Origin of the sequence: Sphingobacterium thalpophilum (assembly GCF_038396785.1) — a bacterium.
GTDB lineage: Bacteria > Bacteroidota > Bacteroidia > Sphingobacteriales > Sphingobacteriaceae > Sphingobacterium > Sphingobacterium thalpophilum_A.
Genome location: NZ_CP151087.1, coordinates 2,828,477 through 2,853,594 on the forward strand (window position 1 = coordinate 2,828,477; position 25,118 = coordinate 2,853,594).

Here is a 25,118-nt window from a genome sequence, read left to right on the forward strand (position 1 = left end):
ATGAAAACACCTGCATTCAAAAGAGAATTCTCTTTTTATCGGATCATGAAGTATCCCTGCATTGCATTTTCGATTACGTCGGTATTTTGCAGTTCACTAATGGCCTCACCCGGTATGGCCCAACGTTTGGACAAAAGCAGCGTAAACATCAAAATAAGCAAGGGCGAAAAACTCGATGTCATCCTCCACAAAATCGAGAGTCTTTCGGGCCTTCATTTTGTTTACAATCCTGATCTATTGCAAGAACGCAACACCGTCTTAAGCGGTAGTTTTAAAACCGAGCCTGTTCGCTCACTGTTGAATAAACTCGGAATCAATGCGGTAGAAAAGGAGGACTATGTGATCCTGAACACGCAAGCAAACCTCAAGGCAGACCGCATCGTGACAGGTTTTGTAAGAGATACAACAGGGGCTGCAATTGTAGGTGTTTCTGTAAAAGTAGTGGGTACGCAGGTAGGAACCACAACAGATACAAAGGGTGCATTTCGAATTGAGGCTGGACCACAAGCCGTCCTTTCTTTTTCGATGGTCGGATTCCATTCTAAAGATGTTTCTGTTGGTGAAAATGAAGTTATCAATGTAACGCTAAGCGAAGAACGTTCGACCCTATCCGAAGTTGTTGTTGTTGGTTATGGAACCCAGAAAAAAGAAACATTAACAGGAGCTATAGGTGTGGTATCCCTTGATAAATTATCCTCACGCTCGGTAAACAGTGTCGGTGAAGTATTAGCCGGAAAATCTCCGGGTGTCATTGTGACAAACGAAGGTGGCGATCCGACATCGCCCCCACGTATCAATATTCGGGGTGCTGGTGGTATCAATGGTGAAAATGTACTTTACGTTATTGACGGTTCGATTTTCTTAGGTACTCCACAATTAAATCCCAACGACATTGAGTCTATTTCCGTATTAAAGGATGCTTCTGCAGCTATCTATGGTGCGAGAGCTTCTGGTGGTGTGGTATTGATCACCACAAAAAAAGGAAAAAAAGGACAGATGCAAATTAATGTTGATGCCAAGATCGGCCAGCAAAGTGCATGGCGTAAATTAAAACCTTTAAACGCCGAACAACGTGCCGAGGTCGCTGCAACAGCTGCAAAAAATGGTGGGACAACCATTTTACCAGCTTTCGATCCGGCTAAATATCCAGAAGGTTTAGTAACCAAAACAAACTGGATGGATGAGGTATTTAGAAACGCGACATTGCAAGATTACAATGGTGCAATTAATGGCGGAAATGAAAAATCAAATTTTTACTTAAGTTTCAATTACCGCAAAGCAGAAGGTATTGTACTCAATACGAAAACGCAGCGTTACAACTTCAGGATAAACTCAGAGCATCAAGTTACACCATGGTTAAAAATAGGTGAAAATCTTTCCTATAGCAGTACCAACGGAAATGGTGCTAATACAAGCAGCGACTATACAGGAGCGCTATTGTCGGCCATTTATTATCCAACCAATGGAACACCTTATAATGCCGATGGCAGTTTTGCGGGTCTTCCGGGTCCTTTCCCTGGTGACTATGGTGATATCATCAACCCTGTTGCAGAATTAATGCGCATCGATATAAACAATCCGGTCAATGTCCTGGTTGTGAATCCATACGCCAACATCCAGTTGGCAAAAGGCTTAACTTTTAGATCCAACTTAAGCATTACAAAATCGAACATTAGATATAAAAGCTTTACACCAAAACGTCCTGAAATAGGTAAACCCGTTTTGAGCAATAGTCTGGTGGAAAGAGCGAGTGACGCAAATGATATCCTTGCCGAACAAGTCCTAAATTATAAAACCAAATTTGACCATCATCAACTTGATTTGACCGGAGGTTATAGTTTTCAAAAAACCAAAAGTAGTTATTTGAATGCTTCAGGAACCGGCTTTGACGACGAATCCAAGCAATACAGATACCTGAATAACGCGAACACAATACAACCGTCGGAAAGTGGTTATGGAGCCACAGCACTTTCGTCTCTTTTCTTACGGGCAAACTATAATTACAATGAAAAATACTTACTATCCTTAATTGGTCGAAGAGATGCTTCATCCATCATTCCATTAAAAGAAAATAGAGCGCGCTACTATTATTCAACATCTGCCGGATGGGCTCTACACAAAGAAGATTTCTTGAAATCTGTAGAATGGTTAAACGAGCTTAAAATAAGAGCTAGTTACGGTAAATTGGGTGGTCTAGCCAACCTAAACCCACTGGATGTTAACCCTCTTCTTATTCGCGCCGATGCTTATTTCGGTGAAAATCCAAAATTACAAAATGGATATGCTCAGAATGTATTGCCCAATATGGATATGCGATGGGCTGAAAGCAAACAAACCAATATAGGTTTAGATCTTGGAATTCTGAATGGATTGAGCTTGGTAGCGGATTATTTTGTCAAAGAAACCAATAAGATGATCTTAACCAAACCTCTTCCGGGAACAGCGGGTTTGAGCACACAAACGATTAACGGTGGTATAGTAAAAGATAAAGGTATTGAACTGGGGCTAACATATAGTAGTGCTAAAAATAAAGATTTTTCGTACTCTATTAATGCGACCCTAACCAAATTGACCAACAACGTTCAAGAATTGGCCCCTGGATTGAACAATATCGCAGTAGGTACTAATTTTAGAAATGAGCTAGCTCCGTTGACAATTACTGTTGGCCAACCTCTTTACAGTTACTACGTATTAAAGACCGATGGTATCTTCCAGAGTCAGGCAGAAGCTGATAACTACAAAAATGCCAATGGACAAAAAATTCAACCCAATGCAAAAGCGGGCGATTTCAAATTTGTGGACATCGATGGGAATGGTTCGATCGGACCTGAAGATCGCTACTACGCCGGTAGTGCTTATCCTGATTTTTCTTACGGTCTGAGCTTCAATGCGAATTACAAAAACTTTGATATCAATATTTTTGCACAAGGTGTACAAGGGAATAAATTGTTTAATGCCATCAAAAGAACAACCTACAGCGCGAGCGGTCCTTCGTACAACAAATTAGCAGGAATCCTCGATGCATGGTCACCAGAAAACCCGAATGGGAAAGTGCCTATTATCTCAAGTTCAGACGCCAACGGAAACTTTAATGCATCAGATTTCTATATCGAAGATGGTTCTTTCCTTCGTATCCGAAATGTCACGTTAGGTTATACACTTCCAAAATCTTTGACTGACAGATATAAACTTGGAAATGTGAGAGTCTATGCGACTACGAACAACTTATTTACGTTTACAAAATACACTGGTTTTGATCCGGAAATTGGTATGGATAACAATGGACTTGATGTCGGACGCTACCCACAAGCCCGAAGCTTTATTTTCGGTCTAAATGTCAATTTTTAATCTTAGCAGAATGCCAATGGGATCTAAACGAAGGTGACCTCATACAAGGATTATTGAGTTTAAGATCTTATCGATTATTAAAACGAGAAAAATAAAAAGGATGAAACCGAAAAATAAAAGTTGTCATTCACAGACGGACGATTTTAAGCAGGTTTTATCAGTCATTAAAAAAATAAAACGATGAAAACGAATATCAAATACCTTGCAATAGCAGCAGTAGCACTTTTTGCATCGTGCGAAAAACAGTTGGATATAACGCCTGAAGGTTCTCCTTCCGCGCAGAATTTTTGGAAAACCGAACAGGATGCCATCAAAGCGGAGGCTGGTATGTATGAAAAATACAATGAAGAGGATTATTATGGCCGCGGAATGTTTTGGTTTATTAATGCCAGTGACGACATGGTAACAGGGCGTAACAAACCGGAAGCCGATAATATCAAAAATTTCAACCGCAACTATATCGGTGGTGGTTATACCGAATCGCAATGGAGCATGCGCTATGCGATTATAAAAAGAGCTAACGATATTATTATCAATGTTCCCAATATAACCATGGATGAAGCGCGAAAAAAACAGATCATTGGCGATGCCTATTTCAATGCAGGTCTGGTTTATTTTCAATTGGCTGCAAACTATGGTAATGACAATGCTGGAATTCCGATCGTTAAACCTGAAACTGATGCAACCGTACCCGTACCCCGTGCTAACAATGTCAACGAGAACTATGATTACATTGCTTCTTTATTTCTAAAAGCTGCGGAGAACCTTCCCTATTTCTCAGACATGGATACCTCAGATTACGGTAAAGCGCACAAAACTGCGGCATGGGCCTATTTATCAAAAGTATACCTGTACAAAAAGGACTATACCAATGCGGCCAAATATGCAGATATGGTGATCAATTCGGGCAAACATGATTTACTGCCTAATTTTGTCGATGTGTTTAAAGCTGCCAACAACTGGTCCAAAGAATATATCTGGTCGGTAGTCTGTACGCCAAATGGTGGCGGTACTGGATGGGGAAGTAAGCTTCCTGGAGTTATGCTCACCAACAAGGCCTGGGGAATCTACAATGGCTGGGGCTATTATCTACCGACAAAAGAACTGTATGATTCTTTTGAATCTGGCGATCTACGCCGTGAAGCAACAATCTTGAAACCTGGAGACAAATTTCAGTTTTTCGGCAATGAACGCACTTTCACAAAAGACGGCGGCGCTACATCCAATTACCAATTCAAGAAATACATGGAGCCGTTTTCTTATAAAGACCCTATTCCAACACATGTCAATCCAAATGGAGATAACGGCACTACAGATCTAAATGTTCCATTGATGCGCTATGCCGAAGTACTATTGATCAAGGCTGAAGCCGCCATTAACTTAAATGGTTCCGGTGCTGGCGATACTGAATTAAATAAGATTAGGAAGCGGGCCGGTTTAGTCACAAAAAGTGGAATGACCCTTGTAGATTTAAAACGTGAGCGCCGCAATGAGCTTGCTGGTGAATGGGCAGACCGTCACCGTGATTTAGTTAGATGGGGTGATGCACAAGCTACCTATGCCAAACCTTTACACGATTTCGATGGTACGGTCATTTGGCCAGCTAGAAATTTCAATCCGCAAGTACATGACGTGTGGGCTGTTCCACAACGCGAGATCGACAACAGTTCCGGTGTCATTAAACAAAATCCAGGATGGTAAAAAACAATAAATTAATGTGGCTGCTATTTGCCGGCCTAAGCATTCAGTCAGTTTCTGCACAACAGAAACTGACTGCAAATGCAGGTCACAGCCACAATGATTACAAACAACAAATCCCGCTGTTGGAGGCTTACTATGCTGGAATGGGCTCTATCGAAGCGGACGTCTTCTATCGCAATGGAGAGCTTTACGTTGCCCATGAAAGCAGTGAGATCAAACCAGGGAAAACACTAAAAAAACTTTACATCGACCCTTTAATTGCCTTCTTTAAGGAGAACGGCAATAAACCTTATGCCAAACCTGAGCAAACCTTGCAGCTTGTGATTGATATTAAGGAAAATTACGAACAGGTATTGTCTAAATTGTTAGCCGATTTGAAGGGCAACGAATCTGTATTCGACCAGCAGAAAAATCCTTCCGCCATTAAAATTGTCGTCAGCGGTGAAATCCCACCGCCCGAAAAGTTCGACAATTATCCATTGATGATTTATTTTGATGGTAGGCCGGAAAAAGACTATACGCCGGCACAGCTCAAACATATTGGGATGATCAGTCAGGATATTAAGCAGTATTCTGTCTGGAATGGCAAAGGAACTCCCACTCCGCCCGACCTTGAAAAGATGAAATCTGTAATAGACAAAGCGCATAAATTAGGTAAACCCTTTCGTTTTTGGGCTACGAAAGATAGTCCCAATAGTTGGAAAGAGCTTGGTCACATGGGGGTAGACTGGATCAATACAGACCACCCTACTGCACTTAAGAATTTCTATTTAAACAACGCTAAAGTCGAATATGCAAATCCAAAGGCCTACATTCCCTATCAGCCAACCTATAAAAATGATGGTGCAACGAGCAAGGTCAAGAATGTTATTTTACTCATTGGTGATGGAATGGGCTTAGCCCAAATACAAGCAGGTTTAAGTGCCAATTTTGGTCAGTCCAATATTATCAATATGAAACATATTGGTCTTTCGCGCACCGAAGCATCCAACTCGGATTTTACCGACTCCGCTGCGGGCGGGACAGCTTTGGCTACTGGACATAAAACCAATAACCGTTACATTGGCGTGGATGCAGACGGTAAATTGTTGAGCGCTATTCCTGATACACTTGCTCAACACGGGATCAAAAGCGGTATAATCAGTGCGGGAGATATTACAGATGCCACTCCGGCTGCATTTTACGCACATCAGATCGATCGGACCATGTCACAGGAAATTGCGGCAGATTTCAAAAATAGCCATGTGGATATTCTCGTTGGATCCCGTCGCGAAAGCTTCCTCAACAACAAGGATAACACGCTGATGAAGCAACTGACGGCAAAAGGTTATCAGCTTCAGCAAAATTTAGGTGATTTTGAAAAAGCGACATCAGGCAAACAGCTCGTACTCCTGGCGGATTCTGCGACACGAAGTATACTCGATGGACGGGGAGAAATGCTAAAAACTTCCCTCTCAAAAACGATTGAGCTTTTGTCTAAAAATAAAAATGGCTTCTTTATCATGGCCGAGGGTGCACAAATTGACTATGGAGCCCATGCCAACGATCTTCCCTATGTTGTTACCGAACAACATGACTTTGATCGGCTTGTCGGGGAAGCCCTAAAATTTGCGGACCAAGATGGTGAAACACTCGTCATTGTCACTGCAGATCACGAAACTGGGGGACTTTCCCTGTTGGATGCCAATTATAAAAAGGGAACTGTTAGGGGCAATTTCAGTAGCGATGACCATACCAATATTATGGTACCTGTCTTTGCTTATGGACCAGGTGCGCAAAATTTTATTGGCATCTACAACAATACAGCAGTTTTTAAAAAGATTATCCAGGCCTTTAACTTGAAATAATCGCGTTAAAGCTTCATACTAAACAAAGACCCTTCGTTTAAATACGAGGGGTTTTCTCTTTTTTTACAGACGACATTTTATCCTTCACAGCCACTTCAAAACCCAATTTAAGGATCGATATTCGATTTTTTGCCTATCCTGTAAGTCAAAAAACAGAACAACCTTTATGATACCATCAATCAAGCGACTACTGATTCTGTCATTATTGCTATTCAGTATTTCAGCCAAACTATTTGCACAAACTTCTGAAAAAGCCTCATGGTTTAAAGATGCCCGCTTTGGCATGTTCATTCATTGGGGGCTGTACAGTGCAGCTGAAGGCATGTGGAAGGGCGAACCTTTGCGTTATATGAATAACTATGCCGAGTGGTTAAGATATCGCAACCGCGTCTCCAAAGAAGAATACGGTACCTTGGCAAAACGTTTCGACTGGAGTAAAATAGATCCTGAGCAATGGGTTCTTCTAGCAAAAGAAGCTGGGATGAAATACATTATCATCACCGCCAAACATCACGATGGTGTTGCTCTTTGGGACACAAAAGTTGGTCATTATAGCCTTCCCCAATTGAGTGGTTCCAATCGGGATGTCATCAAAGATATTGCAGTAGCCTGTAGAAAGCACGGCATGAAATTGGGTTTTTATTATTCACATTGGATTGACTGGGAACATCCATACGGCTGGAACCATCAACAGGAGCTGTCGGGACATGTTACCGATGCCCAATACAATCAATATTGGCAAGAAAAAGTCATCCCTCAACTGCGCGAACTGATGACCAATTATGGCGACATTGCCTTGATATGGTTCGACATGTGGATCCCTTATCAAAAATCTATTATTAAAAAAGAACAATTACTTCAAGTTGTCAAACTTATCCGTGAACTACAACCTAATTGCTTGATTAATTCACGTCTAGGTCTTCCTACGGATGCAGAGAATGTGGATTTCGAGACATTAGGTGACAACCAATTTGCTAGCAATTATATTAACCATCCCTGGGAAACCCCTGGGACGATTGCCCATTCTTGGGGATACAATGGCCAGGAAAATGAATGGAAATCAACCAGTCAAATTTTCCAGTCCTTAATCTCCAATGTAAGTCTCAACGGCGGGTTCACCTTAAATATCGGACCACGTGCCAATGGAACAGTGCCCTACGAAAGTGTCAGTCGTCTGCACGAAGTCGGAAATTGGCTAAACACATACGGAGAGGGCATCTACGGCAGCACCGGCCTTGATCTAAAAAACAACCAGTTCGATTGGGGTTACCTGACAACTAAAAAGGAAGGGCAAAAAACAGTCGTGTATGCACACGTCTTTAATTGGCCCTTAGACCATACACTTCGGATTACAGGAATCAAATCGACCCCAGAACAGGTTTCACTGATGAACGGAAGTGTATCTACGGCGCTAAAATTTGATCAAAGTCTCAGTCTAATCCATATCCAATTACCTGACGCGCAACCTGATCATTATGTTTCAGAAGTTAAATTGACTTTTAACAGCCCGCTAGAATTGGACAAAAATACAATCCCGGAATCAACCTTTGGTGGCTTTTCGTTGAAATCAACCAATAGCCTCAACCAAGGACTCAAAATTGTACGCTATAACGGCAAAAATCCAACGCATGCGATCCTGACGGGTGATACGAAGATCGATTGGGAGGTAACCATCCCTGAAGCAGGCGTCTACTCACTCGATTTTTCAGCACATAATCCCAATAAACAAAACAGTGTTTTTGAAGTCAGTACTGCCAATCAGCGGTTGCAAGGAAGTTTTGCTCCTACAAACAAAATGGTGGTCGAGCCCAATGAAAACAACTACACAGCAGAATTTGTCGAAAACCGCATCGGCAAATTTAAATTCGATAAGCCCGGAAAATATATCGTAACCTTTAAAAGTAAAGAACTACAGCCACTTTGGTTTAACTGGATTTGGCTCGAAAAAATGAAGAATTAAACATACGTTCCTCGGTACAGAACATGTAAAACACCAGCAGGCAGATTACTATGCCTACATAACAATCTGCTTGCTAGCAATTTATACAAAAAGTTACATATTTTAATATTTATTTATTATTTTGGGGTAAAAGTTACCAATTTTGCAAATAGGGGCTGATAGGCCACTTATGCTTATAAATGAGAAAATTAACCCTAAACATTGTTAGATAATGCATCTGCAACGGGACTCTTTATCTGTGCTTTCTGACCAAACTGTAAATACAAGGTTGGAGGGATTAATCACGACCACCGATGATGGCACTATTCTACTGTTTAACAAACGCGCACAAGAGCTTTTAGACCTCGAAAGTACGGCAACCACCAACAAACTACATGATTTAATTACATTTTACTCAGCAGATGATCTTTCGGAACTATCGCCTACAGAAACGCCATTTTTTAGTGCTCTTTCCAAAAACCAAAACCAAAATGAAATTATCCTAGGAAGAAAAAAGGATCAAGAGTTTAGATGGTATCAATTCAATGTTCATCTTACTATAGAAGACAATAAAAAAGGTCTTTCAATCTCATTTATTGATGTATCGAAATTGGTCAATAAAAATCGTGTCCTAGAAGATAAACAACACCAACTTCAATTGCTTGTTGCCTCATTGAATGATCTTGTATTCGAAGTAACCGATACTGGAGTATTTAAAAACTACTGGACCAACAATCCGGATCTATTGTTCTATACGCCAGAAGAATTTCTAAATAAGAGCCTCACGGAGCTTTTCCCACCTGATCTTGCAGTGCCCGCTCTTCAATTAATACAAAGTTCATTAAAATTGGACCGCGAACTTAAGATGGATTTTCAATCCAATTTAAAAGAGCACAAAGACAAATGGTACCGTTTACAGATAAAACCTATACATAGGGCGCTGAACCGGGTAGCCCTGGTTATTTCCGACATTACAAAACAAGTCGAGTCCAATGAAAAGAGTAAATTCAATGAACACAAATTTAATCAAGCATTTTATTTATCTGGTCTGGGAATCTCTTTGACAAGCCTCGAAGGTTACTGCATAGAATCCAATAACATGTTAACCAAAATTCTTGGTTATTCTCATGAAGAAATGTCGACAACCAAGTTTACTGATCGAACACACCCAGACGATATAGATAAAGATGTTGAACTTAGAGAAAAACTTGTCAGGGGCGAAATTGAAGCATTTACGCTTCAAAAACGCTATTTACATAAATTAGGACATTTTGTATGGTGTTCTGTAACGGTTGCGGCAGTTTTTGATAATGCCAATACCGCACAATTTCTGATCGTCCAGGTGCAGGATATTTCCGAATCAAAAAAGAATATAGAAATTCTAAAGAGGCAAAAGATTGAATCGGATCTAGTCAAAATAGATCTTGAAACCAAAATACGACAACTGGAAGAATTTGCTAACATCCTCGCTCATGATCTAAAGGGCCCACTCAGTAATATACAGATGCTTATTGACGAAATCAAGGTAACGGATGACGAAAAAATAAAAGCAGATTTTATGAACCTTCTGGATATTAGCAGTGACAACCTGACTGAAACATTACATGATTTGGGGGGTATACTTGATATCAAATCAAACAATTCACTGATTTACGAGCAATGTAATTTTCTCGATGTATTCAAAAAAGTGCAACAGCAATTTCTGGAAGAAATACAGCAAAAAAATGCGACTATTTCCATCGAATTCAATGTAAAAGATATTTATTATCCTAATATTTACCTGGAAAGTATCTTAAGCAATCTCCTGAGTAATGCACTCCGATTTACGGCAAAAGATAGAGCCCCTAGGATCGAAATACATACGCATCTGGAACAAGAAGGAACCTTATTAACGGTTAAAGACAACGGGCTGGGTATTAACCTACCAAAATACAAATCTGAGCTGTTTATGTTCAAAAAGGTTTTTCACCGTGGATTTGAGACTAAAGGTGTCGGATTGTTTCTCATAAGATATCAGATCGAATCATTGGGCGGAAAGATCGATGTACAAAGTAAAATCGATTCGGGTAGTACCTTTTATGTCAAATTTTTAGAAAAAGCATATAAAGATCCGCTGATACAACTATAAAAAATAGCGTTCAATCCTGTTCGTAGAAAATAACTGCTAAGATCCTGGACAGCGTGATCTCACAAGTAAAAGAGTAAAAGAAAAACTGCGATGTCAATCAACGACAAAGATGAGGTTTATTGACACGATGAAAACAATTATTAATCAAAAAGACCATGACTCCTGAAACTAAAAGAACGATCATTCTCATTGATGATAATACCATTTTACGTACTATTTTCGGCCATATGCTACAGGGATTTACCGACTATGAAATTGACTTTCATTCTTTCAAAAATGCACTGGATGCATTGGATTATTTGGAGAACAATGACATCAGCCAGTCGTTGATGCCACCCATACTCTTTGTGGATATCAATATGCCATTTATGACTGGTTGGGAGTTAATGGATGTACTTGAAAACCGGACCGATTTCATCAAGCAAACCAAGATTTTTATCGTCAGTTCCTCCACGAGCAAAAACGATCAGGAGCAACTGGCTAATTATCCTTTTATAAGCGGTTTCATTCTGAAACCTTTTGGAAAAGAATCCATTTATGAGATTTTGAAAAAAACCGATTAAAAAAACGGTCCCCCAACTTTTCTGCCTAAGTATTGGGGGACCGTTTATGTTGACAACTTCGTGTTGTGCGCAGCGGATAACCACTGTTGTTATTCTTTTTGGATTAAATCGCCTGACACTTGTCTGCCAACCAATTCTTTTCCTCAGCAGTAAGATGAGTCGATAATTGATCAAACACCCACTGATTATAGTTATTCAACCAAGCAATGTGTTTTTTATCCAATAGGGATTTTTCGATTAAATCGGTTGCGATATAACATATTGTTAGTGTCTCAAAATCCAGAAAGTCTCCAAATTCAGAAGAACCTGCCTTACGGGTCAACACAAGATTTTCAATGCGGATACCATGTTTGCCTACGCGATACAATCCGGGTTCTATCGATGTAATCATCCCTGGTTCAACAGCAACATCTATTGCAGCTGCATTGAACACTTGCGGACCTTCGTGTACGTTTAGGAAGAAACCGACGCCATGTCCTGTACCATGTCCATAATTGCGCAATGTTTCCCACAATGGACGACGCGTAATGGCATCGATCTGATAGCCGCGCGCTCCAGTAGGGAAAATGGCCTGAGAGCCTTCTATTGTTCCCTTGAGTACAAGCGTATAATCCTCTTTTTCCTCCTGCGTAAGACCACCAAGCGTTACCACCCTTGTAATATCCGTTGTACCAGTAGTATATTGTCCGCCAGAATCGACCAATAGTAAACCTTTAGGTTGTAATATATAGTTCGATTTTTCATTGGCTGAATAATGCGGTAGGGCACCGTGATCCAAGTATCCCGCAATTGTCGTGAATGAGACGTCGACAAAACCCTCTTGACTTTCGCGAAATCCACGTAATTTCTCCGCAATTGATAATTCAGAAAGCTCACCGGAGGAGACATTCTCTTCCAACCATTTGAAGAAACGCGTCAACGCTATACCATCTTTTACAAACGTATGGCGGTTATTTTCAACTTCAACCTTGTTCTTAATCGCTTTCAAACTTGTTGAAGGGTTTATTTTCTCAACAATCTTAACCTGTTTAGGTATGCTATCGTAAACAGCAAAACAGGTACGTTTAGGATCAATTAAAATTGAAGTAACATCCAATGTAGGAATCGTTTTAAAAATATCTTCATAAGCCGAAACACCCACTCCATAGCCTTTAAGTTCTTCCGTTGCCTGAGTTGTCAGCTTCGAAGGTTCAATATAAAGTGTTGCTTTTTCTGCTGTAATCAATACAAATCCCAAAACAACAGGATTACAAGGTACATCCTGACCACGGATGTTTAATAACCAGGCTAGGTCATCCAAAGAGGAGATCAGATGAGCCTCTGTTCTATTCTTTTTCATCTCCGCGCGGACAGCTTCAATTTTAGAAACTGTTGACTGCCCCGTAATATTTTCGTCCAGCAGGTAGGCCTGTGCCTTAGGCAGCGCTGGTCGTCCTTCCCATAATGAAGATAACAGGTCAACATGACCATCTACTTTGATCTCCAAAGGCTCCAAAGTATGCTGAACAGATTGAGCCACCAATAAAGAAGCGAGATTGCCGTCAAAAGCAACTTTAGCACCAGCGCCCAACTGTTCGCCCAACCAATCTGCATACTCCGCTGCACCTTGCACTTTCAATTTCACCAATTCAAAGCCTGTTCCCGCCAATTGTTCCACTGCTTGGACAAAATAACGAGAATCGGTCCAAAGGCCGGCAAAATCCTGTGTGATTGCCAACGTCCCTGCTGATCCGGTAAAACCAGACGCCCAGGCAATACATTTATAACGTTCCGGTAGATATTCACTAATATGAGGATCTGAAGATGGAATGATATATCCATCGATTCCCTGAACCTTCATCGCCTCACGAATGGCAGCTAATTTTTCGATATGCTTCATGTCGTCTATACAATTTTATGCAAGTTAGGATTTTTTAGGGTCGAATGCCTAACTTTAAGCCAAATAAAACAAACGAACTACAGCGAACGCTTTTCCTAAAATTGGCAGTGTTCCAGTAATTACAATAAATCCGATGAAATATCCAGAATTGCCAGCACGAATATAGATACCGTGTTTACAAACTCATTGAAGATAAACTGGGATATACCATAGGACGATAAAAAATATTATATATGAACCAATTTCTGCTAAGTACCATTGCTTTTTCTACTTACGCGTTAACGACCGTTACCACTCCACTATTTGCGCAGGATCTTCGCAGTAAAATTCAGGATGCTTTTACGCAGTTTCAAAATCAGGAAAGCCTCAGGAATGGTTTGAGCTCATTGACTGTTTTCGACGCAAAAACAGGCCAGACTATATTCGCAGCAAATGAAAATATCGGACTAGCAACCGCATCCACCATGAAGGTCATCACTTCGGCGACGGCCTTGGACTTCCTGGGCAAGAATTTTCAGTTCAAAACAACCCTGTATTATACAGGTGAAATCGACGAGAACGGAGTGTTAAACGGAAATATTATTGTGACAGGTACGGGGGATCCTACCCTCGGCAGCGCCCGCTACCCGGAGACTCAAGCAACAACGATACTGAACAAGTGGCTTACAGCAGTCCAGAATGCCGGTATTAAAAGTATAAATGGCGCAATCATCGCCGATGACCGGCTTTACAATGGCAACCAGCTTCCAGGGGGCTGGATCTGGACCGACATGGGCAATTACTATGGTGCTGGAATTTCTTCCCTCAATTGGTGTGAAAATGCCTTTGGCATAAATTTTCTGCCAAGCACTAAAGTCGGAGCTAAAGCTGAGATCGCCAATTACACAACGCCAGTTCCGTATCTGGAAATCATCAATGAAACAACCACGGGTAAATCGGGAAGCGGAGACAATGTGTACGCCTATGCCGCTCCCTATTCGACCAAGATATTTGTGCGCGGCACCTATGGACAGGACCTCAAGAAAACTATCGAGCTCTCTTCGCCAGACCCGGCCTATGATCTCGCTTATCAATTAAATGAAGTACTAAGTAACAACGGTATTCCCGCCAGCGAACTACCAGCTACCGGAACCAAGATGGATTCAGTTGATATTTCAAAAAAACAGACCCTCGATATCCATTTATCTCCAACCTTAGACAAAATTGTCTACTGGTTTAACCAAAAGAGCATCAACCTTTACGGAGAGGCCTTGTTGAAAGCGATTGCTTATACAACAGCTGGTAAAACGGGCACCGACGATGGCGCGTATTATGTACAAAAATATTGGAATGCCAAATTAGGCATAAAATCCAGTGAACTCAATAGTATGGACGGTTCGGGACTCTCGCCTCAAAATCGAGTGACGACATCAGCGATGAATAAGATTATGCAGTATGCACAAAAACAGAGTTGGTATCCTGCCTTCTACGAAAGTCTTCCCACCTATAACAATATGAAGATGAAAAGTGGAACAATTGGCGGCGTACTTGGTTATACAGGTGTGCATACCAATAAAACAGGGCAGTCGTTTACTTATACTTTACTGGTCAACAACTATGCAGGATCGGCGTCCAGCATGCGTCAGCAAATGTTTAAACTATTGGATGTCCTGAAGTAACATATTATTGTCTAATTATAATAAGATATTGGCAAATATTTCCAATTATCAAAAAGAATGATAGATTTGTAGCCTTAAATTAATAAAATCGTAATGAGTAACACTAATCGTAAACAGGCAGCATTAAACTACCACGCAATGGGTAGACCTGGTAAAATAGCTGTTGTTCCGACCAAACCAACAAATTCGCAAAGAGACTTATCATTAGCATATTCTCCAGGTGTAGCGGAGCCATGTTTGGCTATTGCTGAGAACAAAGAAGATGCTTATAAATATACTGCAAAAGGAAACCTTGTTGCTGTGATCAGTAATGGTACAGCAGTTTTGGGCTTAGGCGATATCGGCGCCCAAGCTGGTAAACCAGTTATGGAAGGTAAAGGTTTATTATTCAAAATTTTTGCCGACATTGATGTATTTGACATCGAAGTGGACACCAAAAATGTCGATGAGTTCGTCAATATCGTTAAAGCATTGGAGCCTACTTTTGGAGGTATCAACCTGGAAGATATCAAAGCACCGGAATGTTTTGAAATCGAACGCCGTCTAAAAGAAGAAATGAACATCCCTGTGATGCACGATGACCAACATGGTACTGCAATCATTTCAGGTGCAGCATTGATCAATGCCTGTGAAATTATTGGTAAAGATATTTCAAAAGTAAAAATCGTCGTCAATGGCGCCGGAGCAGCTGCAATGTCATGTACAGCAATGTATATTTCAGTAGGTGCTAGCAAAGAAAATATTGTGATGCTGGATAGCAAAGGTGTAATCCGTACCGATAGAGAAAATCTAGACAGTATGAAAGCACAATATGCAACAGATCGCGATATTCGCACACTGGCAGACGCTGTAAAAGATTCAGATGTATTTATCGGTCTCTCGGCAGCAGACGTCATGTCGGCAGAGATGTTGTTATCAATGGCTCCGAACCCAATTGTATTGGCGATGGCAAATCCAAATCCTGAGATTGCTTACGATTTGGCGATGGCAACACGTAACGATATTATCATGGGTACAGGTCGTTCAGATTATCCTAACCAAGTAAACAATGTATTGGGTTTCCCCTATATCTTCCGTGGTGCTTTGGACGTACGTGCAACAGCAATTAACGAAGAAATGAAAATTGCTGCAGTGCGTGCAATTGCAGACTTGGCGAAACAACCTGTTCCAGAAGAAGTAAATCAAGCCTATAATACCAGCAATTTAAAATTCTCGGAAGAATATATCATTCCAAAACCTACCGATCCGCGTTTGATCACTGAAGTTTCTATGGCTGTTGCAAAAGCGGCCATCGCATCAGGTGTAGCACAGACCGTAATCGAAGACTGGGATCAATACAGCGATTCCCTACGTAAACGTCTTGGTAAAGATGATGCGATTATGCGCAATTTGACCATGGCTGCTAAAAGAGATCCTAAACGTGTTGTTTTTGCAGAAGCAGACAATTATAAAACGTTACGTGCGGCACAGATTGTTAAAGAAGAAGGCATTGCGATTCCAATTCTTTTGGGTAGAAGAGATAAAATCGAACGTCTAATCAAAGAATATGCTTTTGAACTGGATGGCCTTGAAATTATCGACCCAGTTGCTGAAGTTGATAACGAAACGGAGCGCTCGAAGAAATTTATTGAGCATCTATATGTCAAAAGACAACGTCGTGGTATTTCGAAATACGACGCCCGTAAGTTGATGTACGACCGTAACTATTTTGGTGCCTCTTTAGTGGAATTTGGCGAAGCTGATACCCTAATTTCCGGTATGACCAAAAATTATGCAAATACAATCCGTCCGGCATTACATGTAATCGGTGCTAAACCAGGCAGCCGTGTCGCAGGTATGTATATGATGTTAACTAAAAAAGGACCAATCTTCATGGGGGATACAACCGTAAATGAAGACCCTACAGCACAAGAATTAGCAGACATTACGCTGTTACTGGATAAAGCGGTGAGACGTATGAACATTCAGCCACGTATTGCATTACTATCCTACTCTAATTTTGGTTCAAGTGAGGGAAAAACGCCAACAAAAGTGAGAGCAGCAGCGCAGATCCTACACGATCAACATCCAGAGATTATTGCTGATGGTGATTTACAAGCAAATTTCGCCTTGAACAGCGAAATGTTGACAGCAAACTTCCCGTTCAGCTGCTTAAATGGAAAATCGGCGAATACACTCGTATTTCCTAATTTGGAGTCCGGAAATATCGCTTATAAATTATTGCAAGAAGTTGGTGAAGCTGAGGCAGTAGGTCCAATCCTTTTGGGTATGAACAAACCTATTCACGTATTGCAATTGGATAGCTCTGTGCGCGAAATCGTCAATATGGTTACCATTGCTGTAGTTGATGTACAAGCACATCTTAAAAATTTATAGAATAGCTTAAAATCTTCCTATATTCGTATACTATGTACGAATATTTCAATGGAAAATTAGCATATAAAGCCCCCACTCATGTTGTTATCGATGTGAGTGGGATTGGTTATTATGTCCACATCTCGCTCTATACCTTCTCCCAAATCAAGGATCAGGAAAACTGTAAACTATTTATTTCACTTCAAGTTCGGGAAGACTCACACACGCTTTATGGCTTTGCAACTGAAGGCGAGAAAAAATTATTCGAAAATTTGATCTCTGTTTCCGGTATTGGCCCCAATACAGGCCGTATGATCCTATCGTCAAACACACCCGATGAGATCCAGTCTGCCATCGTCAATGGCCAGGTTGCCCTCATTCAAAAGATTAAAGGAATTGGTCCTAAAACAGCACAACGTCTTATACTGGAACTTCAGGATAAATTAAAAAAACAGGGCTTCGAAGCTTTGGCATCACCGATCCAATCCCAATCAGTTCCGGACGAAGCATTGTCAGCACTAGTGATGCTCGGATTCAACAAAGTCGCGGCAGAGAAGGTGTTAAATACCATTTTAAAGACCGAAAGCAATCTTTCCGTGGAGGATATGATCAAATTAGCATTGAAACGACTTTAATGCATAAACATTTGCTGAACATATCCGAAATTAATCATTAGATGACAGATACGTGCTGTTCATGCTGTAGCGTAAAAGATATAAAGGAACCTTCGGGTTCCTTTGTCATTTCCCGAACCTCAGTTTTGCAATACTTCGCGCCCTCTTAACAGTGCTTCAAATTTGAAACATCAAAAAGATATTGTTATAAATAATAAGGAGCTGATAGGGACTTTATAGGGACCTCATTCGGACCTTATTCGGATAAAGCCCTATCAGCTCCGTTGAATGTACCTATAAACTAAGCATTAAAAACGGATCAAAAATGACATCATTCAGAAGAAGTTTCAAGGTCGTTATCTTCCCTTCACGTGATCGAAATAATCTGTACAACGAAAGAAGGTTTAGTGATAAAGCATCAGCTCACAGGAGATACGAACATTTAAAAAGGCATAAATTTTTTTACCTAAATTTGGATACTATTCCCCGAAGTAAAATATCCCCTTTAACAGACTAAACAAACGATTGATCTAACCCAAACACGTTATTATCCAAACTACTTCTAAGTGCCCAAAAATACGTTCAACAGTGTTTTCATACCCTATTTGTTACATTTCCTCTTTGCTAAAACGTATTTATTCACCTATTTTTAGAACTTCTTATTTCAGTTATAATCTCACGCATGAAGAAACTATTTTCACTTGCGCTGGCTCTAAGTATAGGAGCAGCAGTATTTGCGCAAGAAAAGAAAGATGCTACCTTGAACATTGTGCCCTTACCGCAACAGGTTCAAATTAAAAATGGTACATTTAAAATCAACGCTAACACCAAAATCGCCTTTGATAGCGAAGAGGACAAAAAAGTTGCAACGCTGTTTCAGGATTTCCTAAAAAGCAACTACAGTCTCAATTTATCCCTAGTGAAATCAGCGAGCAGCAATACGATCTATTTCTCCTCCAAAAACGCAAAATCCACTAATGCTGAAGCGTATGAACTTAACATAAGTTCAGACCGCGCAACTATTAGCGGAAAAGCTGCCGGTCTATTTTATGGTATGCAATCGTTGATCCAGTTGCTACCTGTGGATAAAAAGGCCAGCATAGAAATTCAACAAGCTTCAATCCAGGATGAACCTCGCTTTGCTTACCGTGGATTACATCTCGATGTTGGCCGTCATTTCTTTCCAGTAGAGTTTGTAAAAAAATACATTGATATTCTGGCGTCTTACAAATTGAATACGTTTCATTGGCATTTGACAGACGACCAAGGCTGGCGTATCGAAATCAAATCACATCCAAAATTGACTCAGATTGGCGGTTACCGCAAGCAAACACTACTGGGTAACTACAAGACAGATGGTGATTATGATAACACACCTTATGGCGGTTTCTATACCCAAGACCAAATCAAAGAAGTGGTTGCTTATGCTAAAGCTAAATATGTAACGGTTATACCCGAAATCGAAATGCCTGGGCATGCGTTAGCAGCACTTTCGGCTTATCCAGAATTGGGCTGTGGTGATAAGCCAGGACCTTACACGGCTGCGCAGACTTGGGGGGTCTTTGACGATGTTTTCTGTGCTGGAAAAGAAGAAACATTCAAGTTGTTGGAAGATGTCATTGATGAAGTCATTCCCCTATTCCCGAGTGAATATATCCACATCGGCGGTGATGAATGTCCAAAAACAAAATGGAAAACATGTCCATTTTGTCAAAAAAGAATCAAAGATAACAACCTCAAAGATGAACACGAGTTACAGAGCTATTTTATCCAACGTATGGAAAAATATATCAATAGCAAAGGTAAACGTATCATTGGATGGGATGAGATCTTGGAGGGTGGTTTAGCGCCTAATGCGACTGTCATGAGCTGGAGAGGCGATCAAGGTGCGATTGATGCAGCCAATCAAGGTCACGATGTGATCATAACGGCAAACAGCTATGGTCTATATTTTGATCACAAACAAGGTCCTGATCAAAACAGAGAACCTTTAAGTATCGGCGGACTTTCCACATTGAGCAAAGTATATTCGTCAGACCCAATGCCTAGCAAAATTGCTGAAAACAACAAGAAACACGTTCTAGGTGTACAAGCAAATATTTGGACAGAGTATATTGGATCATCCAATAAAGTCGAATTTACAGTGTTACCGCGCGTTTTAGCGCTTTCTGAAATTGCCTGGACACAGCCAGAGAAAAAGAATTGGAAAAATTTCTCAGAACAGCGTGCAGCAAATCAGCTGGCTAAACTTGACCAAACCAATACATTCTATCGTGTACCGGAAGTATATGGCATAACAGATACCACCGTATATGCTTCGGAATATACGATCAGAGGCTTGAAACCATCTGTTGAAGGGGCCAAAATTTATTACACATTGGACAACTACGATCCTTCAGAATTGGATTTAGAATATACAGGTCCAGTGAAAATTACGGTTCCTAATAGTAAGGAACGTGTTTTCAAAGCCGTTGTTGTAACGCCTTCCGGCAAAAGAAGCAACTACATTCGGGTGAATATTATCAACACCAAGAAATAATAACATTTGCCTGATAAGAAAGCGCTAATATTCTGTTAACTTTGAACAGCGTATTAGCGCTTTTTCATTTCATGCAGGTTGGAACTCAATATGCCGTGAAGCTTTCCGGACAGGCAAAACATGCTTGGCAATTGTAATCCTGATAGCAAATGCATGATTATTTTTTTTACATAGATTTTTATGGCAGAGGATTTACAAATAGCTAAAGGTAGCAAAGAAGAACAATATCAAAATTTACTTCCTCAAATTGAGGGACTTTTGCAAGGCGAGCCGAATCAAATTGCCAATTTGGCTAACATCGCTGCTGCACTGAAAGAACAATTCAATTTTTTCTGGGTTGGTTTCTATCTTGTTGATGGAGACGAGCTCGTGTTAGGCCCTTTTCAGGGACCCGTTGCATGCACGCGTATCAAGAAAGGTCGTGGTGTATGCGGGGGTGCTTGGGCACAGGAAAAAACATTGATTGTTCCTGATGTGGAGCAATTTCCGGGACACATTGCCTGTAGTTCGCTCTCGCGGTCCGAAATCGTGCTACCCGTTTTTAAACAGGGACAGATTATCGGTGTGCTGGACGTTGACAGTAGTGAATTAAATAGTTTTGATGAAGTCGATGAGAAATACCTTACGCAGGTATTACAGCTTTTAGACGGCGAATAAGTAAGCTCCACAAAAAAGAGTGAAATAGCGTTAGTATCGGCCTAGATTTGAAAAACGAACCGTATACTTACGCTATTTTTTTACATTTCAAGCTATCGACACCTGTTAATAAAAAAAACATCCGATCGATACCTAAAAACCAAATCCTACCTGTAAAGTAAAACGGTGCAGATCATATTTTTTATCCATTTGTGTTGTTCCATACCCTATGCTAGTGTCTGGCAAACTTGCTGAGGGTCGCGTATAAGTATCCTTTCGGCTATAGTGCTGATACCGATATCCTGTTGCCAAAGACCAATATTTCGCTGAATTCTTAAATTTAAAGCGCCAACCCAGCTGTGGATTTACCAACAAGCCACCCTGATATTCATATTTTAAATTGCTCTCGACTAGATTTTTATTCAAGAAAGCAAAACTATAGCCTAAATCCAATCCTGCAAAAAAACTACGTTTTCTGTCAGGGAATTCCACATAATTTACTTTGGCTGAGAGTGGTAAAAACCATTTTGATCCTTCATTGTTTACAGGATACCTATCCACCCCTGTATTTAAACCCAGAGCGATATTTTCATGGAGCTGCACCCCATGCAATGTATGTAAGCCAAATCCAGATTCCAGAAAAGCAGGGCCATAAGTAATAACCGAAAATTCATTATGATTTGTATATTTTTTTGTTTGGGCATCAACAGTTAAATACCCGAGAAGAGCCAAAATGGCAATCGAAAGTCTTTTCATATCAGAATAATGAAGCTCTTGAAATAGTGTCTTAATTGGGTCTAATAACAGGAATAATGCTCAATTCCTTCAATTTGGCCTTATTGCTATAATCATATTGATGTACACCTTTTTCTCCAACAATAATTAGCGATTTTGGTCCAGCGATAACATCCATACTCATCAGGTCTTTGTGAGTTTCTAAAAGCTTATTACCTATTTGACTAACATCACTGGCATCGAATGACTTCAACCCAAATTTTCCATCACAGATATACAGCGTGTGGTCCGATAGCGCCAGTCCGTAAGGATTCTCCAAAGTGAAGCTATGTTTCAGCATCGGTTTCGTCAGATCTTGGATATCGATAACTTCCAACAAATTTTGCTGCCCCCCACATACCACGCCTGCACGTAAGGTTACAAAGGCATATTTCTCATTGACAACGACAGGATCACAGGCACGAATATGTGTATAACGCGACAGCTCTACGGGAGCTGATGCCGTCGTGATATCATAAATCACCATACCTGTATTGGAGCCGATAAACAGGTTGTTTTTAAAGGGAAAATTGTTTCGATGCCAGGACCTATTTTGATATCCTTTACATAGGCAGGTTTACTCGCATTCTGCACGTCAAAAAGGTGCAACGTCGTTTGGTCCACGGCATATAGATGTTTATTGGCAATGGTAAATCGCGCCATGGATCCGCCCTGTCCCGAGCCCGAATTGGTCTCGTTATAGAGAGGTTCTTTTCGGTCATAAGGTGAATATTTATCTTTTTGGCTATAGCTTACCAGGCTATCTCGGTATCCTGTAATGATGCGATCGGCAGTATTATTCAAGTAATCCATTTGAAGCAACATCTTAAACACATCCTTATTTCGTGTCAATAATTTTGGAGATGCAGGATTTTCGAGATCGAAGGTCAACAGATCTGTAAAACTATCCGCATACAGCTTTCCATCTAGAACCGCAAGATCCACATTGCCGGGAATACTTAAGAATGCCATCGCCACGGGTTTTGACGGATCAACATTATTAAAGATATGAACTCCTTTCCGTGGCTCATTTATAAACAAGTAATCTTGATAAATATAAATCTTTCCGGTTTGAACAATTGTCGTAGGGCTGCTTACGGGATTAGCTTTAGCTCGTATACTTTCCATTGTTTCGAATATGGGCACGCTAGCTAGATACATTCCTTTACTTTCGATTTTATCACAGCTCGAAAGCGCTATACAGCCTAATAGGATAAGCCAAATTCTTTTCATAAAATATAACTATAAGGTCAATTAAATTTATAATTACCATAGTTAACGATATAATTATGAATTCGCTACAAATGACTTTACTTTTTATGCCCCTAAGTTAGTCCGCACTTCCTACCCGATATTTTATACATGAAATTCCCAGACTTTCACCAGTTTGTCATCGCTGACGCTAAAGAAATATTGACCATTTTCGGACCATGCTCCCGCATTTACAGATAAATGATGGCCATCTTGCATCTTCTCGCGGCTCATATTTTTCAATAGTGCAAAATCGGCTGTGGACCAAAATTTCAACGATTTGTCGCGACTGACAGTAACAAAAATTGGTGCTTCAGGATGGGGATATATTCCATATACGGTAAACAGATGCGGTACAAACGAAAAATTAGTTGTCAATTGATTGGGGTCTGAAATCACCAATTGCGCATCCCGTCCACCGCTTAGCAATTTATTATGGATAAATGCCAGCGACGTAGCGGGCATACTATGCAATTTTGAATCCGCAATAATATGAAAATCAGCACTGTCCAAGGTATAAACTTTGCCATCTTTATCCCCTAATGCTATTCTTCCAAGTCCTTCATCAATTGCAATTGCGCGAATTGTTGTTGGGGATATTCGCTTCTCATAAATACATTTATAAGTTGTCAGATCAATAACGTACAATGTTCCCTCTTCACCTACTGCCAGAAGCTCATTTTTCCAGGACATATAAGCCAATGCAAAAATAGCTTTGCTGCTTAGCTGTATACTTGCTACAAGCTTTTGCTCTTCGACATCTACAAAAAGCAGTTTACCCTCACGCAAGGCTATGGCCAGAATCGGCGTCCCCGGGATCAACCGTAAAGCATAAACCGATGAACTTACCGCACAGAGAATACGCTTAAATGCATTTTGCTCAATATCCCATTCGACAACGCCCTTATCGTTACCTGCCGTAAAAAAAGTATGTGCATAGTAGCCCTTCTCTACACAAAAAATAGGGTTTTGATGCCCTGGTAACGTCGATTTTAATGTAATATCCATAGTAATTCGCTAAAACGCCTTCTCTATTCGGAGCACCTGTTTTAAGCCTATTTTTTATGTTATAGGACCGAATTCTCCGCTGACTGAGCTGTGATCCAGTAAAGATCAATACAGCAATACGCATTGTTAGTCGGTAGAAACAAGAAGTGCAGTATATCCACAAATATACTGCACTTCTTAGATTATTTTGTCATCTTAGCTTAAAGCCTTCTTTCCGCTTCAGATTTTGTTCAACGCTGATGCCGTCGTCCAAATACCTATTGATGTCTGCTCTCGAGGTTTTTCGCAATTGTTTCCAAAGAAAATCCTTTCTCACGCAACAATACGATCAAATGAAACAATAAGTCTGAAGTTTCATTAATAAAATCAGTATCCGTTTCGGTCAATGCTGCAATGACTGTTTCTACGGCTTCCTCGCCAACCTTTTGCGCAATCTTATTGATACCGCGAGAACGCAGACGATTGACATAAGATTCGTCAGAAGGATGTTCATAGCGATGGTTGACAATACGCTCTAGCTCCAACAGAAAGTTTTGGTTGAAGTCTGTATTAAAACAACTTCTGCTTCCTGTATGACAGGTAGGTCCCATTGGTTCTGCTTTGATCAAAACAGTATCCTTATCGCAATCAACATGGATGCTTTTTACATTCAAAAAGTTTCCACTTTCCTCTCCTTTTGTCCAGAGGCGATTTTTGCTTCGGGAGAAAAACGTAACGCGTTTCTCTGCTTGTGTCTTCTGCCAAGCTTCCTCGTTCATATAGCCTAACATCAACACTTCCAATGTTTGGAAGTCCTGCACAATCACTGGAACAAGGCCGTCACTTTTTGCAAAATCTAACATGATTTTAGTATTTCAATTTTTAATTATTTTCGAAGA

17 protein-coding genes are annotated in these 25,118 nt (G+C 40.5%); 11 read left to right on the forward strand and 6 right to left on the reverse strand.

Annotated elements, in window-relative coordinates; genetic code table 11:
- The 6 genes from AACH28_RS12510 to AACH28_RS12535 all read left to right on the forward strand — a co-directional run bounded on the left by AACH28_RS12510 (position 1) and on the right by AACH28_RS12535 (position 11,526).
- Positions 1-3,348, forward strand: a complete 3,348-nt coding sequence (locus AACH28_RS12510) for a TonB-dependent receptor (RefSeq protein ID WP_341833081.1) — start codon at positions 1-3, stop codon at positions 3,346-3,348.
- Positions 3,349-3,528: 180 nt separating this feature from the next.
- Positions 3,529-5,049 (forward strand): RagB/SusD family nutrient uptake outer membrane protein, encoded by a 1,521-nt coding sequence (locus tag AACH28_RS12515; RefSeq protein ID WP_341833082.1) that lies wholly within the window; start codon positions 3,529-3,531, stop codon positions 5,047-5,049.
- Entirely contained in the window at positions 5,043-6,896 is a 1,854-nt protein-coding gene (locus tag AACH28_RS12520) for an alkaline phosphatase (RefSeq protein ID WP_341833083.1), read from the forward strand. Before AACH28_RS12515 ends, AACH28_RS12520 begins: the two co-directional genes overlap by 7 nt.
- Positions 6,897-7,062: 166 nt before the next feature.
- Positions 7,063-8,856 carry an alpha-L-fucosidase gene (locus AACH28_RS12525; protein WP_341833084.1) on the forward strand — a complete coding sequence of 598 codons (1,794 nt, stop codon included), beginning with the start codon at positions 7,063-7,065 and terminating at the stop codon, positions 8,854-8,856.
- Positions 8,857-9,067: 211 nt separating this feature from the next.
- Positions 9,068-10,963: a PAS domain S-box protein gene (locus AACH28_RS12530; RefSeq protein WP_341833085.1), complete on the forward strand. Its 1,896-nt coding sequence runs from the start codon at positions 9,068-9,070 to the stop codon at positions 10,961-10,963.
- A gap of 155 nt (positions 10,964-11,118) precedes the next feature.
- Positions 11,119-11,526: a response regulator gene (locus tag AACH28_RS12535; RefSeq protein WP_341833086.1), complete on the forward strand. Its 408-nt coding sequence runs from the start codon at positions 11,119-11,121 to the stop codon at positions 11,524-11,526.
- Positions 11,527-11,629: 103 nt separating this feature from the next.
- On the opposite strand, the gene AACH28_RS12540 is transcribed toward AACH28_RS12535, so the two are convergent.
- Positions 11,630-13,405, reverse strand: coding sequence for an aminopeptidase P family protein (locus AACH28_RS12540; protein ID WP_341833087.1), 1,776 nt, complete (start codon positions 13,403-13,405; stop codon positions 11,630-11,632).
- A gap of 233 nt (positions 13,406-13,638) precedes the next feature.
- Here AACH28_RS12540 and dacB point away from each other — a divergent pair, with 233 nt between their 5' ends.
- From dacB to AACH28_RS12565, 5 genes are all read left to right on the forward strand, one after another.
- Complete coding sequence (gene dacB / locus AACH28_RS12545) at positions 13,639-15,063, forward strand: D-alanyl-D-alanine carboxypeptidase/D-alanyl-D-alanine-endopeptidase (RefSeq protein ID WP_341833088.1); 1,425 nt, start codon at positions 13,639-13,641, stop codon at positions 15,061-15,063.
- Positions 15,064-15,156: 93 nt separating this feature from the next.
- Positions 15,157-17,439, forward strand: coding sequence for an NADP-dependent malic enzyme (locus tag AACH28_RS12550; RefSeq protein WP_070563373.1), 2,283 nt, complete (start codon positions 15,157-15,159; stop codon positions 17,437-17,439).
- Between the two features lie 32 nt (positions 17,440-17,471).
- Positions 17,472-18,053 (forward strand): Holliday junction branch migration protein RuvA, encoded by a 582-nt coding sequence (gene ruvA / locus AACH28_RS12555; RefSeq protein WP_046672352.1) that lies wholly within the window; start codon positions 17,472-17,474, stop codon positions 18,051-18,053.
- A 661-nt stretch (positions 18,054-18,714) separates the two neighbouring features.
- Positions 18,715-20,571, forward strand: a complete 1,857-nt coding sequence (locus tag AACH28_RS12560; RefSeq protein ID WP_286709378.1) for a beta-N-acetylhexosaminidase — start codon at positions 18,715-18,717, stop codon at positions 20,569-20,571.
- 180 nt (positions 20,572-20,751) lie between these two features.
- Positions 20,752-21,228, forward strand: coding sequence for a GAF domain-containing protein (locus AACH28_RS12565; protein WP_286709377.1), 477 nt, complete (start codon positions 20,752-20,754; stop codon positions 21,226-21,228).
- Positions 21,229-21,360: 132 nt separating this feature from the next.
- Here AACH28_RS12565 and AACH28_RS12570 read toward each other — a convergent pair whose 3' ends face one another.
- From AACH28_RS12570 to hisIE, 5 genes are all read right to left on the reverse strand, one after another.
- The gene (locus AACH28_RS12570) at positions 21,361-21,963 is read right to left on the reverse strand and encodes a hypothetical protein (RefSeq protein ID WP_070563364.1); all 603 of its coding nucleotides are present in this window, start codon (positions 21,961-21,963) and stop codon (positions 21,361-21,363) included.
- A gap of 31 nt (positions 21,964-21,994) precedes the next feature.
- Complete coding sequence (locus AACH28_RS12575) at positions 21,995-22,468, reverse strand: hypothetical protein (protein ID WP_341833089.1); 474 nt, start codon at positions 22,466-22,468, stop codon at positions 21,995-21,997.
- A complete protein-coding gene (locus tag AACH28_RS12580) occupies positions 22,462-23,214 on the reverse strand; it encodes a hypothetical protein (protein ID WP_341833090.1) in 753 nt (250 codons plus the stop codon). Before AACH28_RS12580 ends, AACH28_RS12575 begins: the two co-directional genes overlap by 7 nt.
- 123 nt (positions 23,215-23,337) lie before the next feature.
- A complete protein-coding gene (locus AACH28_RS12585; RefSeq protein ID WP_286709374.1) occupies positions 23,338-24,240 on the reverse strand; it encodes a WD40 repeat domain-containing protein in 903 nt (300 codons plus the stop codon).
- A 257-nt stretch (positions 24,241-24,497) separates the two neighbouring features.
- Entirely contained in the window at positions 24,498-25,082 is a 585-nt protein-coding gene (hisIE, locus tag AACH28_RS12590) for a bifunctional phosphoribosyl-AMP cyclohydrolase/phosphoribosyl-ATP diphosphatase HisIE (RefSeq protein WP_046672346.1), read from the reverse strand.
- Positions 25,083-25,118 lie beyond the last annotated feature (36 nt).